This is a genomic window from Pseudoalteromonas luteoviolacea NCIMB 1944 (assembly GCF_001625565.1).
Classification (GTDB): Bacteria; Pseudomonadota; Gammaproteobacteria; order Enterobacterales; family Alteromonadaceae; genus Pseudoalteromonas; species Pseudoalteromonas luteoviolacea_F.
The window spans coordinates 110224-129235 of record NZ_AUXS01000022.1; the positions used below are offsets into that span (position 1 = coordinate 110224).

General features: G+C 43.6%; 13 protein-coding genes and 1 tRNA gene. 5 read left to right on the forward strand and 9 right to left on the reverse strand.

Annotation, left to right across the window (positions count from 1 at the left end):
* Nucleotides 1-44 precede the first annotated feature (44 nt).
* A complete protein-coding gene (locus N483_RS08650) occupies nt 45-1373 on the forward strand; it encodes a hypothetical protein (protein WP_023400789.1) in 1329 nt (442 codons plus the stop codon).
* On the opposite strand, the gene N483_RS08655 is transcribed toward N483_RS08650, so the two are convergent.
* Entirely contained in the window at nt 1370-1951 is a 582-nt protein-coding gene (locus N483_RS08655; RefSeq protein WP_023400788.1) for a DUF6151 family protein, read from the reverse strand. The genes N483_RS08650 and N483_RS08655 overlap by 4 nt on opposite strands.
* 162 nt (nt 1952-2113) lie before the next feature.
* On the opposite strand from N483_RS08655, the gene yeiP reads away from it, so the two are divergent.
* From yeiP to N483_RS08670, 3 genes are all read left to right on the forward strand, one after another.
* Complete coding sequence (yeiP, locus tag N483_RS08660) at nt 2114-2686, forward strand: elongation factor P-like protein YeiP (RefSeq protein WP_023400787.1); 573 nt, start codon at nt 2114-2116, stop codon at nt 2684-2686.
* A 185-nt stretch (nt 2687-2871) separates the two neighbouring features.
* A complete protein-coding gene (locus N483_RS08665) occupies nt 2872-5589 on the forward strand; it encodes a basic secretory protein-like protein (RefSeq protein WP_023400786.1) in 2718 nt (905 codons plus the stop codon).
* 229 nt (nt 5590-5818) lie between these two features.
* Complete coding sequence (locus N483_RS08670; protein ID WP_023400785.1) at nt 5819-8497, forward strand: hybrid sensor histidine kinase/response regulator; 2679 nt, start codon at nt 5819-5821, stop codon at nt 8495-8497.
* A 13-nt stretch (nt 8498-8510) separates the two neighbouring features.
* On the opposite strand, the gene rimI is transcribed toward N483_RS08670, so the two are convergent.
* The 5 genes from rimI to guaB form a co-directional block, all read right to left on the reverse strand.
* Nucleotides 8511-8963: a ribosomal protein S18-alanine N-acetyltransferase gene (gene rimI / locus N483_RS08675; RefSeq protein WP_023400784.1), complete on the reverse strand. Its 453-nt coding sequence runs from the start codon at nt 8961-8963 to the stop codon at nt 8511-8513.
* A complete protein-coding gene (locus N483_RS08680; protein WP_023400783.1) occupies nt 8947-9234 on the reverse strand; it encodes a hypothetical protein in 288 nt (95 codons plus the stop codon). Before N483_RS08680 ends, rimI begins: the two co-directional genes overlap by 17 nt.
* Before the next feature lie 71 nt (nt 9235-9305).
* Nucleotides 9306-9382 (reverse strand) — tRNA-Trp (locus N483_RS08685).
* 146 nt (nt 9383-9528) lie between these two features.
* Nucleotides 9529-11103, reverse strand: coding sequence for a glutamine-hydrolyzing GMP synthase (guaA, locus tag N483_RS08690; RefSeq protein WP_023400782.1), 1575 nt, complete (start codon nt 11101-11103; stop codon nt 9529-9531).
* Between the two features lie 126 nt (nt 11104-11229).
* On the reverse strand, nt 11230-12699 hold the full coding sequence (gene guaB / locus N483_RS08695; RefSeq protein ID WP_036976873.1) for an IMP dehydrogenase: 1470 nt from the start codon (nt 12697-12699) through the stop codon (nt 11230-11232).
* A 133-nt stretch (nt 12700-12832) separates the two neighbouring features.
* On the opposite strand from guaB, the gene xseA reads away from it, so the two are divergent.
* Entirely contained in the window at nt 12833-14182 is a 1350-nt protein-coding gene (gene xseA, locus N483_RS08700; RefSeq protein ID WP_023400780.1) for an exodeoxyribonuclease VII large subunit, read from the forward strand.
* A gap of 1 nt (nt 14183) precedes the next feature.
* Here the strand turns inward: xseA and N483_RS08705 are convergent, their stop codons facing one another.
* The 3 genes from N483_RS08705 to N483_RS08715 form a co-directional block, all read right to left on the reverse strand.
* Nucleotides 14184-14804 (reverse strand): hypothetical protein, encoded by a 621-nt coding sequence (locus N483_RS08705; RefSeq protein ID WP_023400779.1) that lies wholly within the window; start codon nt 14802-14804, stop codon nt 14184-14186.
* A 48-nt stretch (nt 14805-14852) separates the two neighbouring features.
* A complete protein-coding gene (gene cysE, locus N483_RS08710) occupies nt 14853-15674 on the reverse strand; it encodes a serine O-acetyltransferase (RefSeq protein ID WP_036976872.1) in 822 nt (273 codons plus the stop codon).
* Between the two features lie 206 nt (nt 15675-15880).
* The gene (locus tag N483_RS08715; protein ID WP_023400777.1) at nt 15881-18766 is read right to left on the reverse strand and encodes a M16 family metallopeptidase; all 2886 of its coding nucleotides are present in this window, start codon (nt 18764-18766) and stop codon (nt 15881-15883) included.
* Between the last annotated feature and the right edge of the window lie 246 nt (nt 18767-19012).

Consider the following 19012-nt stretch of genomic DNA (forward strand, 5'->3'; position numbering starts at 1 on the left):
ATGACTTTAAGCCAACTCATTGATATTAAAAGGATGATAATAAAATGAGAAAAATATTCGTGTTGTCAGTGCTGACATTGGCACTGTGTGGTTGTAAAAGCCTTGTTGAAAAAGGACATAACTTATTTGAAGCAGGAATGTATTCACAATCAGCTGAATATTATGAGCAAGCATTGGTTGAAGATCCGCACAATATTGATGCACAAAAAGGACTACTACAGGCCCGTAATAAAATATTAGATAAAGGTTTGATCGACGTTCGAATGTTGCGCTTAGGAGGCAACCCGACTGGCGCAGCAATGAAATTAGAGTCATTATTACGCAATCAAATTGAATGGCAAGTAGAGCCACTTGGGCCCATCGCCAATACTCAGAATGAAGAAATTGAATATGCTACATTGTGGTTGAAGCAACGTGCCGAACAATTGGGCCAATCCCGCTTTCCAGATCAATTCCGCTTTTTTGAACATCGCTATTCATTTTTAATCGGCAACGCGCAGCTGCACAATCAATTTTCGGCATATCGTGTTCCGTTGCAAAATAAGGCACATGCCCTGTGTACTCGTATGTTCACACAGGCAAATAACACGCGTTTTTATTTACGCCAATTTACTGAAAAATACTGCATGGCATGGGATCTACCACAAAACTTCACTCCAATGACCCAAGATCCAAGCCGCTATTCAAGTATCGCACTGACACCGCGATTCAACGTCAATTTGCACCGTACTAGCCGACAGGCGAACTCGTTACAGACAGCGTCTTCTGAATTAAAGCAAATATTCAGAGAAAGCCTATGGTATAGCCCAGTCGGACAACAGACTTTTAGACTCAAATTTGATGCGAGGTTGGAGCATATCAGAGACGCTAAACTGGTCAATCGCCAGAAGCACTTTACCATTGTTGAAGAACGTCACAATCCAAACGATCCATCGGATAAACTCGATGTAGAAGTAAAAAAAGCCTACAACTACCCAGTCACCGAATTTACCGAGCAATTTAGTGTCGATGCAAAATATGAAGGCACCATTGCGGCTCAGCCAATAGAGTTTCGAGTGGACGACAGCCAAACTCACTATACGCAAAGCCACCAAGCGGATTTTCCACAACTCAAAATCAAACCTGTTAAAGCTACCTTTCTAGATGTTGACTCTAAATTAAGTACACAACTGGACGCGCTACAGCAAGATTTTAAGTCACAACTAGATCGTATCTGGGTCGAAACTCATTGCAATGGCTTAATCGGTGCGCACTATGGTGAATACATTCTGCGCTGTGGCAAAATTTCTCCACAGCATGAATTTGTAAACAGCTGGTTCAAAAAACAATTCGGTTTAACCTACTACGAAATGGCATCACTGTATGCGCTTTAGCGTTGTTTTTCATCATCAGCAAGGCAATACGGTTGTGCGATCGGCTTGCCTTGTTGATAAAACTCGCTAGGCTTGCCTTTTCCAAGTAAACGCCAGAGCGCTATTTTAAATGCTAAATGCACAACAACACGCTTGTGAGACCATTGCCCCTTAATTTCGGCTGGAATTTCAGCATTGGCAAACTTGCAGAAAACGCTGCCAATAGGTGGCCCAACTGTCTCGTTTAGATCCTCTTCAATACAACCTTGCAACAGTCCTACTAAAGGCCAACGTGCATTCACGGTATTTCCCAACGGTGTATTGCAACATGCAGCAAACCAGCGGTGAACACCGCCTTTTGTCACCTTAAGGCAAGCTATTTGCTGTTTTCCCTGGTGCACCTCAAGTTGCGATGAGCTAACCTGAAAAACGTCTGAGCCGCCATACTCATTGAGCATTTGATTTTGCCCAAGGTGCCTTACAAATTTCTGGCAATCATCACAATAACAAACCACACGATTATGAAATAGCCGATTTCCATAAGATACGGTGCCACACACTTTGGAGCAGCGACAACTAAAATTCAAACATTTATCCATACAGTGTCCTTATCGCAACAGTCATAGTCACGATAAGATGAATATCATGACCTTCACTCCTATCCTATCACCCCTTTAAAACACAATAAAATACCTACGGGGCTTGGCGTTGGCAGAGCTTCATGCTAGTTTTCTGCAAAACAAAATAAATTGGGAATTACTATGCCAAAGGCCAGTGAAATAAAAAAACATGCGGCGATTGAATACAATGGTCGAGTTATGATTGTGCGTGATATCGAGCGCTCGGTACCGCAAGGTCGTGCAGGTGGTAGTCTTTACCGCATGCGTATGTACGATGTCGTAAATAACGGCAAAGTAGATGAAACATTCAAAGCTGAAGAAATGCTGAAACTGGCAGATCTAACCCGTCGCCCTGCTATGTTTTCATACGTAGATGGCGAAGAGTATGTATTTATGGATGAAGAGGACTACACGCCTTATCACCTAAATAAAGAAGCTATTTCTGAGCAGGTATTATTCATTAACGAAGATACAAAAGGCCTATCAGTCGTTGTTGTTGAAGGCAGTCCAGTATCAGTTGATTTACCGTCAAGTGTAGAACTTGTGATTGAAGAAACATCACCTTCTATCAAGGGGGCTTCAGCCAGTGCTCGCACTAAACCAGCAACACTGACCACGGGGCTAATCGTACAAGTTCCGGAGCACATCTCAACGGGTGATAAAATCAAAATCAATACCACCGAAGTTAAATTCATGGGTCGTGCAGACAGCTAATACCGTTTGAAAGCGATACCTAAAGCCGGATAGCCCGGCTTTTTTATTACCTCCTCAATCTCACCTGTTACTAAGTTCTTAGCTAAAGTTTAGAAGTTAAAATAAAACTTTGAATTGCTGCAATTTTGTGCCAATAATAAATGGAACGTTCCAAATAAAAACAATCAAGATAATGGGAGTTAGTCATGAGAAGATTTGCACTGTGTGCTCTAGCACTTGCTATTCAATCGACATCAATACACGCACATTCAGGACATACACATCAACATACTCAACAAACTGAACTCAATGAGTGGCAAGATAAAATAAGTTACAAAAAAGGCCAGCGAGTTACCTACCAAGGTGCTGTATATAAGGCTAAATGGTGGTCAGAAGGAGATTTACCAGCAACCAACACGTCGGGCGCTTGGCAGTTTGTGCAATTTATTAATGACGAAGGTGAGGTATCTAACCCTTGGCTGCATGCACAAGTTTATACAAAGGGACAAGTGGTAGCGTACAAGGGAGAAGTTTTTAAAGCTAAGTGGTGGACATTAAACGAAGTGCCGGGTGCAAGCCAAGTATGGGAGAAAATAGCACACGATAAAAAGAACGATCCAATTTCACAAATGAGTTTAATTGGCCACAACATTATTCTGAATGAGCAAAAAGCAGAATCACCAGCCGGTGAATCCCTAAACAATGCATTTGATGGCGATCCTCGTACCAAATACGTGACGCTTAAACCACAAGGCTGGATCCAAGTATCGCTAGCGCAGCCACAAAGCCTCACCCAATATCAGTTTACCTCAGCGAATGACGCACCGGGTCGAGATCCTCACAACTGGACACTAAAAGGCTCTAACGACGGTGAAAACTGGCAAACAATAGATCAGCGTAACGAGCAAGTGTTCAGTAAACGCTTCGAGCAAAAAAGCTATCAATTGTCAGAAGAACAGCCATACCAACACTACCGTTTTGAATTAACACATAAAGGCACCGATGACTGGGGTTATGATCTCTTGCAAATAGCCGAACTAGACTTGTTTACCAACACTCAATTGCCAATTGCTGGAATAACAAGTGACTCCAATACCGTATTTGTTGGTGAAACCATTGAATTTAAAGATGCTAGCCTCAACAAACCAAATAGTTTTGAATGGCAGTTTGAACAGGGTATCCCCGCCGCTAGTTTAGCAAAAAACCCGCTAGTCTCATTCAAGACTCCTGGCGTCAAAAATATTGAACTGACGACGTACAATTGGCATGGTCAAAGTGAAACAGTGACTCAAAAGGTGAAGGTCGTCGACCCAGCAAACCCTTGGCAGGGGTTCGCTTATCCGGAAATTAAATTTGCCCACGAAGATACTCAGAGCGAAGGATATAAGCGTATTCATAGACTCTTTCCTGATTTGGAAAAAACCATCAACGATGTAACGCTACAGGTCAATCAGTATTTATATAAACACTATGGTGAGTCACCAGAGTTTGATTCAGTCACATTTAGCCTGAAGTGGATGGATACCTTAGCTTATCGCGCGGGCTCTGGCCGCAATATGGAAATCGCATTCAGTACAAAATACATCACAGAATCACTGGCCAATGCCAGCGATGACGAAGTGATCTATGAGTTGCTCGGCGTTTTCTGGCATGAACTTGTACATGGCTACCAACACTTCCCAACAGGGGCAATGGCTGATGGCAATGAAGCACATGCCATCATTGAGGGCATCGCGGATCTAGTGAGGATCCGAGCAGGCTTCCATGCGACACGCAGCCCTTCACCTTCGAAAAACTGGCTCGGCGGTTATACCAATACAGGCTTCTTTTTATCTTGGATACAAGATAACTACGACGAAGACTTCACCTACAAAATAAACCAAATGGTACTGACTAGCCAAAAAGAAGGCTGGGAATGGACACTTGAAGAGGCGCTCAAACGCATTTTAAATCAAGATATCAATACTTTATGGCAGAAATATCAAGCTACTTTAGGCGCTGCCCCCGAAGCCCCAGCCATTCCTGATGAGCAACTCAGTTTGATAACATTGGGCGGGGAAGCAAGTGCTACCGCGGTGCCTGCTGATCCAATCTATGACGTTACAAATGCCTTTGATGGCGATCGCTATACTAAATATCTCACTTTAAATGCACATTCTGAAATCACCTTTTCTACTTTTGGTGCTGGACAACTGGGTGCGTATCGCTTAACCGTTGGCGACAACCAACCTAGCAGAGACCCTAGCAGTTGGACTTTATATGGATCCTCTGATGGTACTAATTGGCACCAAATAGACACGCAGTCACATCAGGTATTTGAACAGAGATTGGAAACTCGGGAATTTAGCGTTGCACCAACTCAAAGTTTCAAGCATTTTAAATTTAACTTCACTAACAGTGGTAGCCAAAGTAATGGCCAGTCCTTATTTCAAATCGCAGAGATCGATTTGTTAGCCGATAAAACAACCGCCACGTTACCAGTCACACTTGAAAACTTTGTTTTACTCGGTGGGGAAGCCAGTGCTGAACACGAAGGGTTTAGTCAATGGGGAGAGGGCTACCAAAGTGCCTTTGACGGTGATCACAGCAACAAGTATGTCGCGCTGACCAAACAAGGTTGGTTGCAATTCAATACAACACAGCCACGCACTTTAAAGGCATACAGTATCACCAGTGGCAATGACGCTCCGGAACGAGATCCTGCACAGTGGATTGTGTCAGGTTCTAATGACGGCGTTCAATGGCACACACTGGATTCTCGTCAATCACAACAATTTGAATCACGTAATCAAACAAAAACCTTCCGCATTGAAAACGATGTTGCATACTCTCAATTTCGCATTGAGCTAACGCATACCGCCACCGATGCAAATGGTAACGACTTATTACAACTATCTGAAATTGAACTGTTTAACGCTAAATAAATTACATCTCTGGGACAGGGTACTCATGTACCTTGTCCTATCTGTATACAAAGCCCTTCCTTGTTAGCCATCGACAACACTCGCTCCGACGCTACACTTTTTCAGTTTTGGCTATACGCGACACGGCGTAAAAACTTGAGAAATTATGCAAGCCATCATATGATCCTTATTTGCACAATGAATGGATAGTTTGACGGACTGTAACAGGTATATATGGATATCAGGATAGATGAAAACCAGTAAGCTCAGTATCAGGTTGCTTTGGTACATCACACCGCTTGTGATTTTGCCTTTGTTATTTCTCGGTGGCTTTACACTGACCAATGTAACTAGCTCAACGCAAAAGCAAGCAAAGCTCATTGTCAGCCGCTTTGTCGAGCAACAGCAGCAGAAAATGTTCAACTACATGGAAATCTATCAGTCAACGACCAAACTGCTGTCCACCTCACCTGTACTAAGTGACTTTTTACTGACTCCCCCTGACGAAAAGCAAGTAAAAACGAAACGCCTAGGTGCGCTGATGGATGTATTTGCAAGCTACAGTGAAGCCTATCCAGATATTCTCAGCATTAATTTAGTTGATGCAGAAGGCAATAGTCACGCCTTTTATTCCAGCAATCTGAGCTTCGCACCTGACGACTACCCTTTTTTTGACCAAGTGCTCAAAAGTAACTTGCGCCAACAACAATATATGCTGCCTGCAAAAGATGACGGTACTCAGCTCTATTTTGTACAACAAATTTACAGCGTCAACTTTCACCTCAAAAGGCCTCAGCGCCAAGGCTATATCATAGTTCGAGTAGCCCCTTCTATTATCAGCAGTAGCATATTAGAAGCGCCTTATGACAACACATTGAACCTGCTGGTATCTGCACAAGGTGAAGTACTTTTCTCTTCAGATGGGCAGTTTTCTTCTAGTTATTTAAGCGATGAGGAAATGGCGCAAATAAGCTCATTGGCTGATAGAGGTAAGCTTGATTCTATTGTTTTACCTTCTGTGGATGGGCTTAAACGCATGACCTACAGTGCGCAGCTAAGTGGTGGGTATTACTATATATCGACAATACCAAAGAGCATTCTATATCAGTCGGGCAAAGCTATTAGCCTTATCACTGCCCTCATAGTGATCCTCTCTGTGGTAACACTACCTGTGCTCATCTTCATTGTGGTACGTAACCTCTTACTTACCCCTATAGAACTGCTTGGTGAAGCCAGCCACCGTGTTGGAGATGGTGATTTATCTGTCTTTCTACCTGCTCATGATGATGATGAAGTTGGCACTTTATTTGATGATTTCAATCACATGGTTAAACAGATCAGAGACTTCCAAGGTGAATTAGAAGATTACAAACTCCACCTTGAGGAAAAGGTAGAGAACAGAACACGTGCTTTGGAAGAAATGAACCAGCAGCTTGAAGTTGCAATTAAAGAAGCCGAGCAAGCCAACCAACTAAAAAGCCGATTTTTAGCCAATATGAGTCATGAGATCCGCACGCCTTTAACCGCGATTATGGGATTCACAGAACAGCTATTGCATAACCCAAATGCTAAAAATGCAGACTTGCACTTAGACACCATTTTGAGAAACTCTAAACACCTATTGGAGCTAATTAATAATATTCTCGATTTATCCAAAATCGAAGCCGAAAAGCTCGCTGTTGAACAAAATGAAATTGAGTTTTTACCACTGCTAAAAGACATTGAGTCGATTATTCAGCCCCTCGCTGAAGAAAAGCAATTAGAATTAACACTTGATTACGCGTTTCCACTGCCCAAAGTCCTCAACAGTGATGAAACCCGCCTCAAGCAAATCTTGCTCAATATCGCCAGCAATGCCGTCAAGTTTACGGAGCACGGCTTTATCTCTATCGGGATTGATTTTAACACCCAAAATGACCAGTTTGTATTTGTTGTCAAAGATACGGGTATTGGTATGTCTCAAAGTGAGATGGAGCGTGTGTTTAAGCCTTTTGAACAGGCCGACACCACCACCACTAGGCGTTTTGGTGGCACGGGACTAGGGCTATGTATTTCCAAAAATCTTGCGCAATTGTTAGGTGGAGACGTTCAAGTAAACAGTGAACAAGGCAATGGCAGTACTTTTACAATCACCATCTCTGCTAATCACACAAGCCAAGATATTCAATGGATAGACTGTGACTCATATATTCACAATCAAACCAGCAACTCGCAAAAGCTCGCTGAAACCCAGTTAGAAGCAACTATTTTGTTAGCCGAAGATAACAAAGATAACCAAGAGCTGATCTCCTTACTGCTAAGTTCTTGGGGTCTGGTCCCAGACATCGCCAATAACGGCGCTCAAGCCGTGGAGATGTCATTGATCAACGATTACGACTTAATCTTAATGGATATGCAAATGCCGGTTATGGGTGGATTGGAAGCCACTGAGATGCTCAGACACGCAGCCTATGACGGCCCTATTGTCGCTTTGACAGCCAACATTATGAAGCATGACATAGACACCTACCTTGCCGCTGGGTGTAACGCAACACTCGGAAAACCAATCGACAGAGAAAAGCTCGGGGCGGTATTACTGGAGTTTCTCGAATTGGCGAACGACAACGCGTCTAAATGGAATAATTTACTCAAAAGCGAAAAGTTCTTACAGATCAGCCAAAATTATTTAGAAAAACTGCCCGAGCAACTAGAGCTGGTTGAATCTCTTTATCAGAATCAAGAGTGGGAATCGCTTCGTGCGCTCGCTCATAGCCTTAAAGGCAGTGCGGGCTGTTTTGGGTTTAGTAATATTCACAGTGCCGCTGGAGAGCTTGAAAGCAGCCTGCAAGAGAATAACAAAGCACAGTGGCAATACACAACGCTACAGCTTACGCAGGCGATCCGATACACATTAGAAAACGAAGACGTTCAGCTACAAGCAGTAAAATAACAAGCCAACAATATTAATTTTTAAACTCTAAGCCCATTAAAACCGCATCTTCTCTGCCTGATTCAGTAGGGTAATAGTTTTTTCGCGTCCCCATAATGCTCAGGCCTACTTTTTTATAAAGTGCAATGGCTGCTTGATTAGATGCTCGCACTTCTAGAAATAGGTTTTCAGCTTGTTCATCACGACATTGCTGAATTAATGCTTGCATAAGCTCTGTCGCTATCCCCTGCCCCTGGCGCTTTGGGTCAACACAAATATTCATCAAGGTATAGTCTGGCCCTGCTCGCTCTGCAATAAAATAACCGACCACCCCCTGTTCAGAATCTCGGCATGCGTTAAAATATCGCCCGCCGATACAAGAGGTCAGAGTTTTTTCACTCCACGGGTGACTGTGGCACGCATTTTCAATTCGCATGATATCAGCTATTGGAAATTGGGCTAACGCCTCGCTACGTAGATACTGCATGATATATCACTTGCCATAATTGTTGTTTTTGCGTCGCGGTTAAGTGTTCATTCGGTAGAGTGAGTGTTGTACCGTGCAGTGCAATTGATTCTCCCGAGATCACCTCTAAACTCTCACAGTTCAACGCAAGCGCGATATCTTCAGCCAAACGCACAGGCAATGCCAAAGGAACAGAAACACTGTTGGCATCATTTGACGCAGTGTGTGTGTCATATTGCGCTTTAAGTTTGAGTGGTGTTAAACCAAGTAATTGAGCATGTATCGGGTGCATGGTAAAAATACTTTTTTATTGAGTCTAAATGGAAGTATTAAAAGAATCAATTAAGTGGGTAAAGTAAGAAGTGGCAGGGGCGGCAGGACTCGAACCCGCAACCATCGGTTTTGGAGACCGCTGTTCTACCAATTGGAACTACGCCCCTGCAATGTCGACGCATTATAAAGAGCTTTTAGAAAAGGTAAAGAGGAAAAATGCATTTTTTTGTTTGTTTGCATCATTTATAAACAAAAAGGCGAATATTTACCATATTCGCCTTTTTTTCATTCAATTAGCGGATGCTAATTGCAGTTATTCCCACTCGATTGTCGCAGGTGGTTTACCTGAAATATCATAAACAACACGAGAGATACCATCGATTTCATTGATAATGCGGTTTGAAACATGGCCTAAGAAGTCATAAGGTAGCTGTGACCAACGTGCCGTCATAAAGTCGATAGTTTCAACACAACGCAGCGATACAACCCAGTCATACTTACGTGCATCACCCATTACGCCTACAGATTTAACTGGAAGGAATACAGTGAACGCTTGAGATACTTTGTGGTATAGCTCCGCCTTGTGAAGCTCTTCAATGAAGATAGCATCTGCACGACGAAGTAAATCACAGTATTCTTTCTTGATTTCACCTAGTACACGTACACCTAAACCAGGACCCGGGAATGGGTGACGGTAAAGCATATCGTAAGGTAGACCTAACTCAAGGCCAATCTTACGTACTTCATCTTTAAACAGCTCGCGTAGAGGCTCTACTAGACCCATTTCCATATCGTCAGGCAGACCACCTACGTTATGGTGAGACTTGATCACGTGTGCCTTACCTGTTTTAGACGCCGCTGACTCAATTACATCTGGGTAAATTGTACCTTGCGCTAACCATTTAGCATTTTTCAGCTTTTTAGATTCAGCATCGAATACGTCAATGAACGTATGACCAATTGCTTTACGCTTATCTTCAGGATCAGAAAGACCAGCTAGGTCATTTAAGAACTGCTCTTCAGCATCCACTTTGATGATATTCAGGCCAAACTTATCACCAAACATTTCCATTACTTGCTGACCTTCGTTTAAACGGAGTAAACCGTTATCAACAAATACACATGTTAGCTTCTTACCAATCGCACGGTGGATAAGCATCGCCACTACTGATGAGTCAACACCACCAGATAGACCTAAAATAACTTCGTCATCACCTACTTTTTCTTTGATACGCTCTACTGCATCTTCGATGATTTGTGACGGCGTCCATAGCTTTTCACAACCACAGATATCAATCGCAAAACGCTCTAGTAAACGTGTACCTTGCTGTGTGTGTGTTACTTCTGGGTGGAATTGCACGCCATAAAAACGCTTTTCTTCCCAAGACATTGCCGCGTGTGGACACGTATCAGTTTTTGCACTTGTCACAAACGTTTCTGGAATTTCAATAACTTTATCGCCGTGGCTCATCCATACGTCAAGCTGACCAACGCCATCTTCGATATGATCTTCAATCGCTTCAAATAGTGCACAGTTACCGACTTTTTCAACTTTCGCGTAACCAAACTCTTTCTTATCAGAGCTATGTACTTTACCGCCAAGCTGCATTGCCATTGTTTGCATGCCGTAACAAACGCCAAGTACAGGTACACCCGCTTCGAATACATATTCAGGGGCGCGCGGGCTGTTTTCCTCTGTTGTCGACTCTGGACCACCAGACAGGATGATGCCCTGAGGGTTGAATTCACGGATCTGCTCTTCCGTTACATCCCAAGCCCAAAGTTCACAGTAAACGCCAATCTCACGTACACGACGTGCAATTAACTGCGTGTATTGAGAACCGAAGTCTAAGATCAAAATACGGGAATCATGGATGTCTTTGCTCATTGATAATCTCGTTAGTTAGGAAACGATAAAATTAGTAAAGCACAGCTAACCTGCTTTACCAGAATTAAAAAGGGCTAGCTGCTGCTAGCCCTGAAAATTTTGCGGGCTCAACACTCGTTGGCCGGCTTAACCTAGACGATAGTTAGGCGCTTCTTTGGTGATCTGTACGTCATGTACGTGAGACTCACCCATACCTGCTGAAGTAACACGTACAAACTCAGGTTTAACGTTAAGCTCAGCAATCGTCGCGCAACCGGTTAGGCCCATTGCACTGCGGATCCCACCAATTTGTTGGTGAATAATGGCGGCAATTGGCCCTTTGTATGCAACGCGACCTTCAATACCTTCAGGTACTAGCTTGTCTGCTTGATTGCTCTTCTGGAAGTAACGATCTGAAGAACCATCTTTTTGGTTCATCGCACCAAGAGATCCCATGCCACGGTATGACTTATAGTAACGGCCTTGGTAAAGTTCAACTTCACCCGGCGACTCTTCGGTACCAGCAAGCATTGAACCAACCATGACACAAGCAGCACCAGCAACAAGTGCTTTTACAATGTCACCCGAGAAACGAATACCACCGTCGGCAATAACTGGAATATCACGGTCTTTAAGTGCTTCAACAGCATCTGAAATCGCAGTGATTTGTGGTACACCACAGCCAGTAACAATACGTGTTGTACAAATTGAGCCAGGGCCAATACCAACTTTAACTGCGTTAGCGCCTGCGTCAGCAAGTGCCAATGCACCAGCACCAGTTGCTACGTTACCCGCGACAATTTGTAATTCAGGGTAAGCTGCGCGTGTTTCTTTAACGCGGTCAATTACACCTTGAGAGTGACCGTGAGAAGTATCGATAAGCAGAATATCAACCCCAGCTTCTACCAGTGCTTCGATACGCTCATCTGTACCAGCACCAACACCAACAGCTGCGCCTACACGTAAACGACCTTGCGCGTCTTTACATGCATTCGGTTTTTCTTGTGCTTTTTGGTAGTCTTTTACTGTGATCATGCCTTTCAGTGCAAATGCATCATCAACTACTAAGATTTTTTCGATGCGGTGTTCATGCATTAGACCAAGAATTTCTTCACGGCCTGCACCTTCTTTTACAGTGACAAGATCAGCTTTTTTCGTCATGACTGAAGAAACAGGCTTATCTAGTTGCGTTTCAAAACGCATATCACGGCTAGTTACGATGCCTTCAAGTTGGTTATCGGCACCAACTACAGGGAAACCTGAAAAACCTTTTTCGTCAGCAAGTGCGATAGTTTCAGCAATCGTTTTGTCTGCTGTGACTGTCACAGGGAAAGTAACAATACCGGCTTCGTAAGTTTTTACTTTACGGACATTGTCAGCTTGCTCTTCGATGGTCATGTTTTTGTGAATAAAGCCAATGCCGCCTTCTTGCGCGAGGGCAATCGCTAAGCGTGCTTCAGTCACTGTGTCCATTGACGCAGAAACAAGTGGCAGGTTAAGCTCGATATCGCGTGTCAGACGAGTCTTCAAACTCGCTGTGTGCGGTAGAACAGTTGAATGAGCGGGTACTAAAAGTACGTCGTCAAAAGTTAGGGCTTCTTTTGCAATTCTTAGCATGTGTGCGGCTTCTCTCAAGTGAATTCTGAGTATAAGGAATTGCGTGCGCATTTTATCAGCGTTCCTTATGCGAGTAAACAAAATTTAGCAAAAAATATGCTAAAGTGTCTGTGAATTTTTTATGGAGCTAGGTATGTCATTGCCACAAAACAACAAAGTTTATACAGTTTCGCGCCTTAATCGTGAAATACGCAGTTTACTAGAACAAGGCTTTGCTTCTCTTGAATTGACTGGCGAAATTTCAAACTTTGTCGCCCCCGCCTCTGGCCACTGGTATTTTTCCTTAAAAGATGAAAAGGCACAGGTCAAAGCAGCTATGTGGCGTGGCAACAATCGTTATTGTAAGTATCGCCCAGAAAACGGAGCGCAAGTGCAAGTCAAAGCCCGCGTATCTGTTTACGAACCGCGTGGCGACTATCAATTGATTGTCGAGCATATGGCTCCAGCAGGTGAAGGTCTGCTCAAGCAAAAGTTCGAAGCACTGCAAATGCAGCTTGCCGCAGAAGGCTTATTCAATAGTTTTCATAAAAAGCCATTACCACAACAGATCAATCGTATTGGCGTTATCACATCTGCGACAGGTGCTGCTATCAAAGATATCTTATCCGTGTTAAAACGCCGAGCACCACAATTAGAAGTAACCATTTATCCAACTCTGGTACAAGGCCAAGACGCCGCCGCACAAATTGCAGAAAGAATAGCCTTGGCAGACAAACGCAACGAAGTTGATGTACTGATTGTCGGGCGCGGTGGAGGCTCTTTGGAAGATCTATGGTGCTTTAACGAAGAAGTAGTTGCACGTGCCATTTTTACATGCTCATTGCCGATTATCAGCGCCGTTGGACACGAAATTGATACCACCATCAGTGATTACGTTGCAGATTTACGCGCGCCAACCCCATCCGCAGCTGCCGAACTAGTGAGTCCAGATAGCAGTGAACTTCTAAGCTATATCGCGGACAGAAAACAAAGGCTTATCAATGCATTAAAACGGAAAGTCGCAGATGAGCAACAGCATATTCAGCGCCTCCAACAACGTCTGAGTTTGCAACATCCACAAAATCAATTGATGCAGCAAGGGCAGCGTGTGGATGAACTTCAGCAACGTTTGACCCGCGCGTTACAATACCAACAACAAAAACATCACCATAAAGTGAATGTGCTGAGCCACACATTGCTAAAATTCCACCCAGAAAAGCGTCTAAACGAAGCCAGAACCAAGCTCGAAAAGCTCGAGTCGAGACTAAATAACACCTTGCACCACCAGCTGCGTGACAAACAAAACCGCCTAGCGTTACTCTCAGCAAGGCTAGACAGTGTTAGTCCACTCGCTGTACTGTCTCGCGGTTATAGCATTACACAAAAAGATGGCAACGTACTAGCGTCGGTAGCTGACGTGCAACCAGGTGATTCACTGGTAACGCAACTGGCTGATGGGCAACTCCACACACAGGTGTCTCGTGTTGTCAAAAAAGAGGACTAACCTAATATTCTCGGCTCAGCTCATCACTGCTTTTTAAACTGAGGTGGATCTGCATCGCTTGAGTATTTTGCACTGCTGCCACCGTTTTAAATTGCTTCATCCACGGCATACGCAGTAAAGCTGTGTGAAGCTGTTGCCATTTAGGCTCGCCTTGCGGCGCGACGAAATTTAATTGGCACACGTGCAGTTTACACTCTGCCGATAGCAAATTGATGGTATCGTGCAGCTGTGCTTCATAGAGGAAATCTTCCGCAAATAACTCAACTTCTGAGGCCCAGTTATCATCACGCCTTTGATGCTCAAAAATGCTTTGCAATTGCTTTGGCACATTGTGACTTGGTTTATTCGCCATAGACTTGGCTGTGAGCGTACTCAGTTGCGCCTTAATTCGTTTATTTTCTTGCTGCAGTTGTTGATTGATAAGCCGTAGATCATCCGCCTCTGCGAGTTCTGTCGACACTGGAGAGGTTTCATTTGATTTTTCGTTGTCTCTAGAGAACTCAGGGGATTGAGCCTCGTTAATGGTAACGCCTCCTATTGAAGCGACATTACCATGAAAGGATTCTGATTGCTTTAAACCATACAATTCATAGTAAACACTCGTTAGCAATCCCCCTGCCAAAAAAGCACATCCCAAAGCAATCGTAGGCCGCATGCGTAATTGAGTTCGCTACAACATTGCGCTGGTGTGGGAATCATTAATACGACTTATCGTGTCGTCCAAAAAGTTTTGGTCCATGCTTTCTGCCGGACATGGACAATTTGGCTTACCAACTACTTTTGCAGGCACGCCAACGACTGTGGTGTGTGGTGCAACAGCTTTTAGAACCACTGAGCCGGCACCGATTCGCGCGCCTTCTCCTACCTCAATGTTGCCCAATACTTTAGCACCTGCGCCAATCAAAACGCCTGCACGGATCTTTGGATGTCGGTCCCCTTGCTCATTACCAGTACCACCGAGCGTAACTGACTGCAAGATCGATACGTTATCTTCAATAACAGCTGTTTCACCGATCACTATACCAGTCGCATGGTCAAGCATAATACCATGGCCGACTTTACAAGCAGGATGGATATCAACGCCAAAAACTTCAGAGGTGCGGCTTTGAATAAAGCGGGCGAGCTCTTTACGCTGTTGTCGCCACAGGCAGTATGCGAGACGGTGTGCTTGTAATGCATGGAAACCCTTCAAGTTTAATATCACGTTAAGATAACTATCGGCAGCCGGGTCTCGATCTTTAACAGCTTTTATATCGTGCGCAACATGCGTTAACATTCGCTCGCAATCAACAAATGCCTGATCAAACAATTCTCGGATAGTAAATGCAGACACCACGGCATCCGAAAGTTTATTTGCAACAATAAAACTGAGCGCTGCCCCCAAACATTCATGATTGAGCACACTTGAATATACGTGACTGGCGAGCAAAGGCTCTCTTTGCACCAACTCTTGTGCTTCCTCTCTCAATTGTTGCCAAATTTCGTGTCTCATAATCACCACATGTCTTTCATTTACCATCATTTGCATATCTTAGCGCGCATCACTCTGCGATAGCACTAGTAAGCAGCAAATTTCTAGTTATTAATTATAACCGAAGGTTCCTATAATGGTGTTTTTTTACCGTCTGTGCAACTTACCTCTGATAAATAAAAACGCCCCGTTTTAGCGGGGCGTTTAAGATTGTCGATCAAGGTCGGTTACTTAAACAGATCTTGAACTTGGATCACTTCAATATTGTTCGCCGGAACCGATAACTTATAGCTTTCGATCACCTTATCTTCATCCAATAGCGACTGCGGTTTTTTGACATTGTATTTTAACGGCGACACTTGCTCACTGGCTAAGCGCTGTTTCATATCTTTACCGTCACCGGTGACAAAAACATAGTGCATGTTGTCGGTCTGCAGATTGTCACGGATCACTCGGTTTACATCTTCCAATGTCAAACTGGCCAAGTTTGAGCGCACTAAACTAACAAATTCATCCGTATTATAAAATTGGCTGTCCAGCGCATAACCAAGCTGCCTGTCCTGACTTGCCACCAACTGAGGTACATAGTTGTTTAGGAAATTTCGAGTTGCCTCAAAATCTTTTTTACTCATCCCTTGCTTAATCATCTTATCTAATTCGTATACCGCTACACGGGTTGCAAAGTGTGCATCGTTATTCGAGCGCAGCGGACGCAACCACACTTGGAATATCTGCTCAGAACGACCTAAGTTTGCATCGGGTAACGTCTGGTACATACCGCGCGGGAAATACTCAATGTAGGCATAATCACCATAGTTCATACCACGGGTTTGACGAATTCGGTCAAATAAGAAAGCGCCTGCATTGCGGTGCTCTCCAAAATATGAACGTACTAACCAAAGCGCTGTCCAGTCTTTACTACTGCGGATGGTGTCGATAGGGAAACCAAAAGACACAGCTGTTGATTTAGCATTTTTTTCAACCACAGTTGCGTGGATCCCTTCTAGCTTAGGCGCATCGGAAACATTCAATCGCGCCTCTTGGCCTTTGGGAAGACTGGTCAAATCAGCAATGAGCTGTGCTTTTAATCCATCACTCAGAGCCCCTGTTAAACCTAGATTTAATTTAGACTGGGTAAATTGCTGACGATAAAAATCTTTCACGTCTTGCAATGTCAAAGCCTCTAAATCAGATAAATCGCCCAAGTTTAAACTTTCATACGCATGTCCTTGATACAGCTTGTGATAGAGCACCTCTTTGCCCAGTTCTTCATCATTAGACGACTTTAAGTCCGAGTTAATGCTATCCATCATTTCTTTTTTCAAACGATTGAAGTCATCTTCTCTAAACCCAGGATTTAGCAATTGCTCGCTCACCAACGCATACCACTGCTGGGCATTGTCTTTGTGAACACGTCCACGCAGTGCAATCATTTCTTTGTCTACCTGATGTGAGAAGCTTCCTGCAAGCGGATACATGGCTTTTTTAATTTCTTTATACGACTTGGTTGCACTGCCTCCTTTAGCTAACATGGCAGCCGTCAAAGCAGCTAAGCCTTTTTTGCCCTCAGGATCAGCTGCTGCACCGGTATAAAATAACCAGTTCACATCAACCAGTGGGGAATTGGATGTTTTATCTAACACCGTAAAATGCTGCGTCGCTGGTTGCGCCATTTGTGTACTAAGCGCATCAAGTGCAACTTCGCTATCAAACCCATCAACTTTTGCTTTCGCCGACATAGTCACGGTGTTGCGACCCGAATCCACGAAGTATTTATTTGCAATGCTGCGAATATCTTCAGGCGTGACCGTATCTGCGGTGGCATAAATTCGATTAATCACTTCAGGATCACGTTCGAAATGGACATAACTTGCCAACATTGAAGCGATTGCTTTGGAAGAATCTAAATCGTTTGCAAAGCTATATCTGAGATTTGATTTTAATGCAGCAAGCTTTTCTTCATCGACTAATTCAGTACGCGCTGTTGCATAGGTCCGATTAACTGCGTCACGCACAGTGACGAGATCTTTTTCATCTTCAACTTTGATAAAAACGTGCAACAAACCCGGATCTTTAGTTTCAGCATTATAAGTGAACAATTGCGTGGCGATTTGTTTGTCTACAACCAACTCTTGATACAGCTTTGAGTTTTTCGAAAAGTAGAGCTCGGATATCAAATCCACTGCAGCACGGTCTTTTTGTGTCGGCTCCCAAGCTGGGCCTTTGTACGATACCAGTAACCAGTGCCCTGGCTGACCTTCATTAACGACGTGCTGATATCTCGCTTCTTGCTGTTTAGGCTCAACTGGAATATCTGCCTGATACTCACCTCTCTGCCATTCGCCCCAATGCTTTTTCACCATTTTTACGGTCGCTTGTGGATCAACATCACCAACTATGATGATGGTTGCGTATTCAGGTTTGTAAAAGCGCTCGAAAAACAGATCTGCATAATTCATTTGATCTGGCATGGCTTCGATGTCTTCAAAAAAGCCCATCGTCGTATGTTTATAGGTGTGTTCATCAAATGCATTGTCGCGCACCGCACCTAATAATTTGCGGATGGGGTTGGCGTTATTTTTAAGATACTCACCTTTTACTGTCAGTGCCTCTGTTCGAAACTGCTCTTCACTAAAGTTTAAGTTTTGGAAGATATCAGCCTGAATCTCAAGCACCTTGTCTAAGTGTTCTTTAGAAAAGCTCAGATAGTAATTGGTGTAATCATTGGTTGTGTAAGCGCGATTATCCACACCTGAATTTTTGATAATATCTTTATACACAGCCTCAGGATATTTTTTTGAACCTTTAAACATCATATGCTCAAAAAAGTGCGCAAAGCCTGTCTTGCCGTCTTCAATTTCATTGCGCGATCCCACTGATACCGGGATCTGCAAAGACACAACGTCGGGGTAATCCGTTTTAACGACCATAACGCGCAAGCCATTGCTGAGCTCTTCGAGTACATAATCATGAGAGAAAACTTTATTTTCCGTCACTTGTTTCACAGTTTTTGTGTCGCTTTGAAGACGTGACGTATTACTCGCGTTGTTAGAAGCGCAGCCAGTCAATGCCAGTGTCACAGCCAAACTGGTAGCCAAAAGCTTAAATTTCATAAGTGTCCCTAAATACTTTTAATCTTTAATGTCTTAGTACCTACGCTTATAGCGTAGGTCAATGCCCCGATTATGCCTTATAGCAAGCAAAAGTCTTATGCTTCACGATAAACCCCTGAAAAAACCGACTAGCAATGGATTAAATTTGCGCAACTTAAAAGTGAGTAATATCAATAACCATGAAAAAAATTCATCTTTAATGAAATAAATTCAATAAAAAAATCTATCTAGACGTCTAAATGGCTG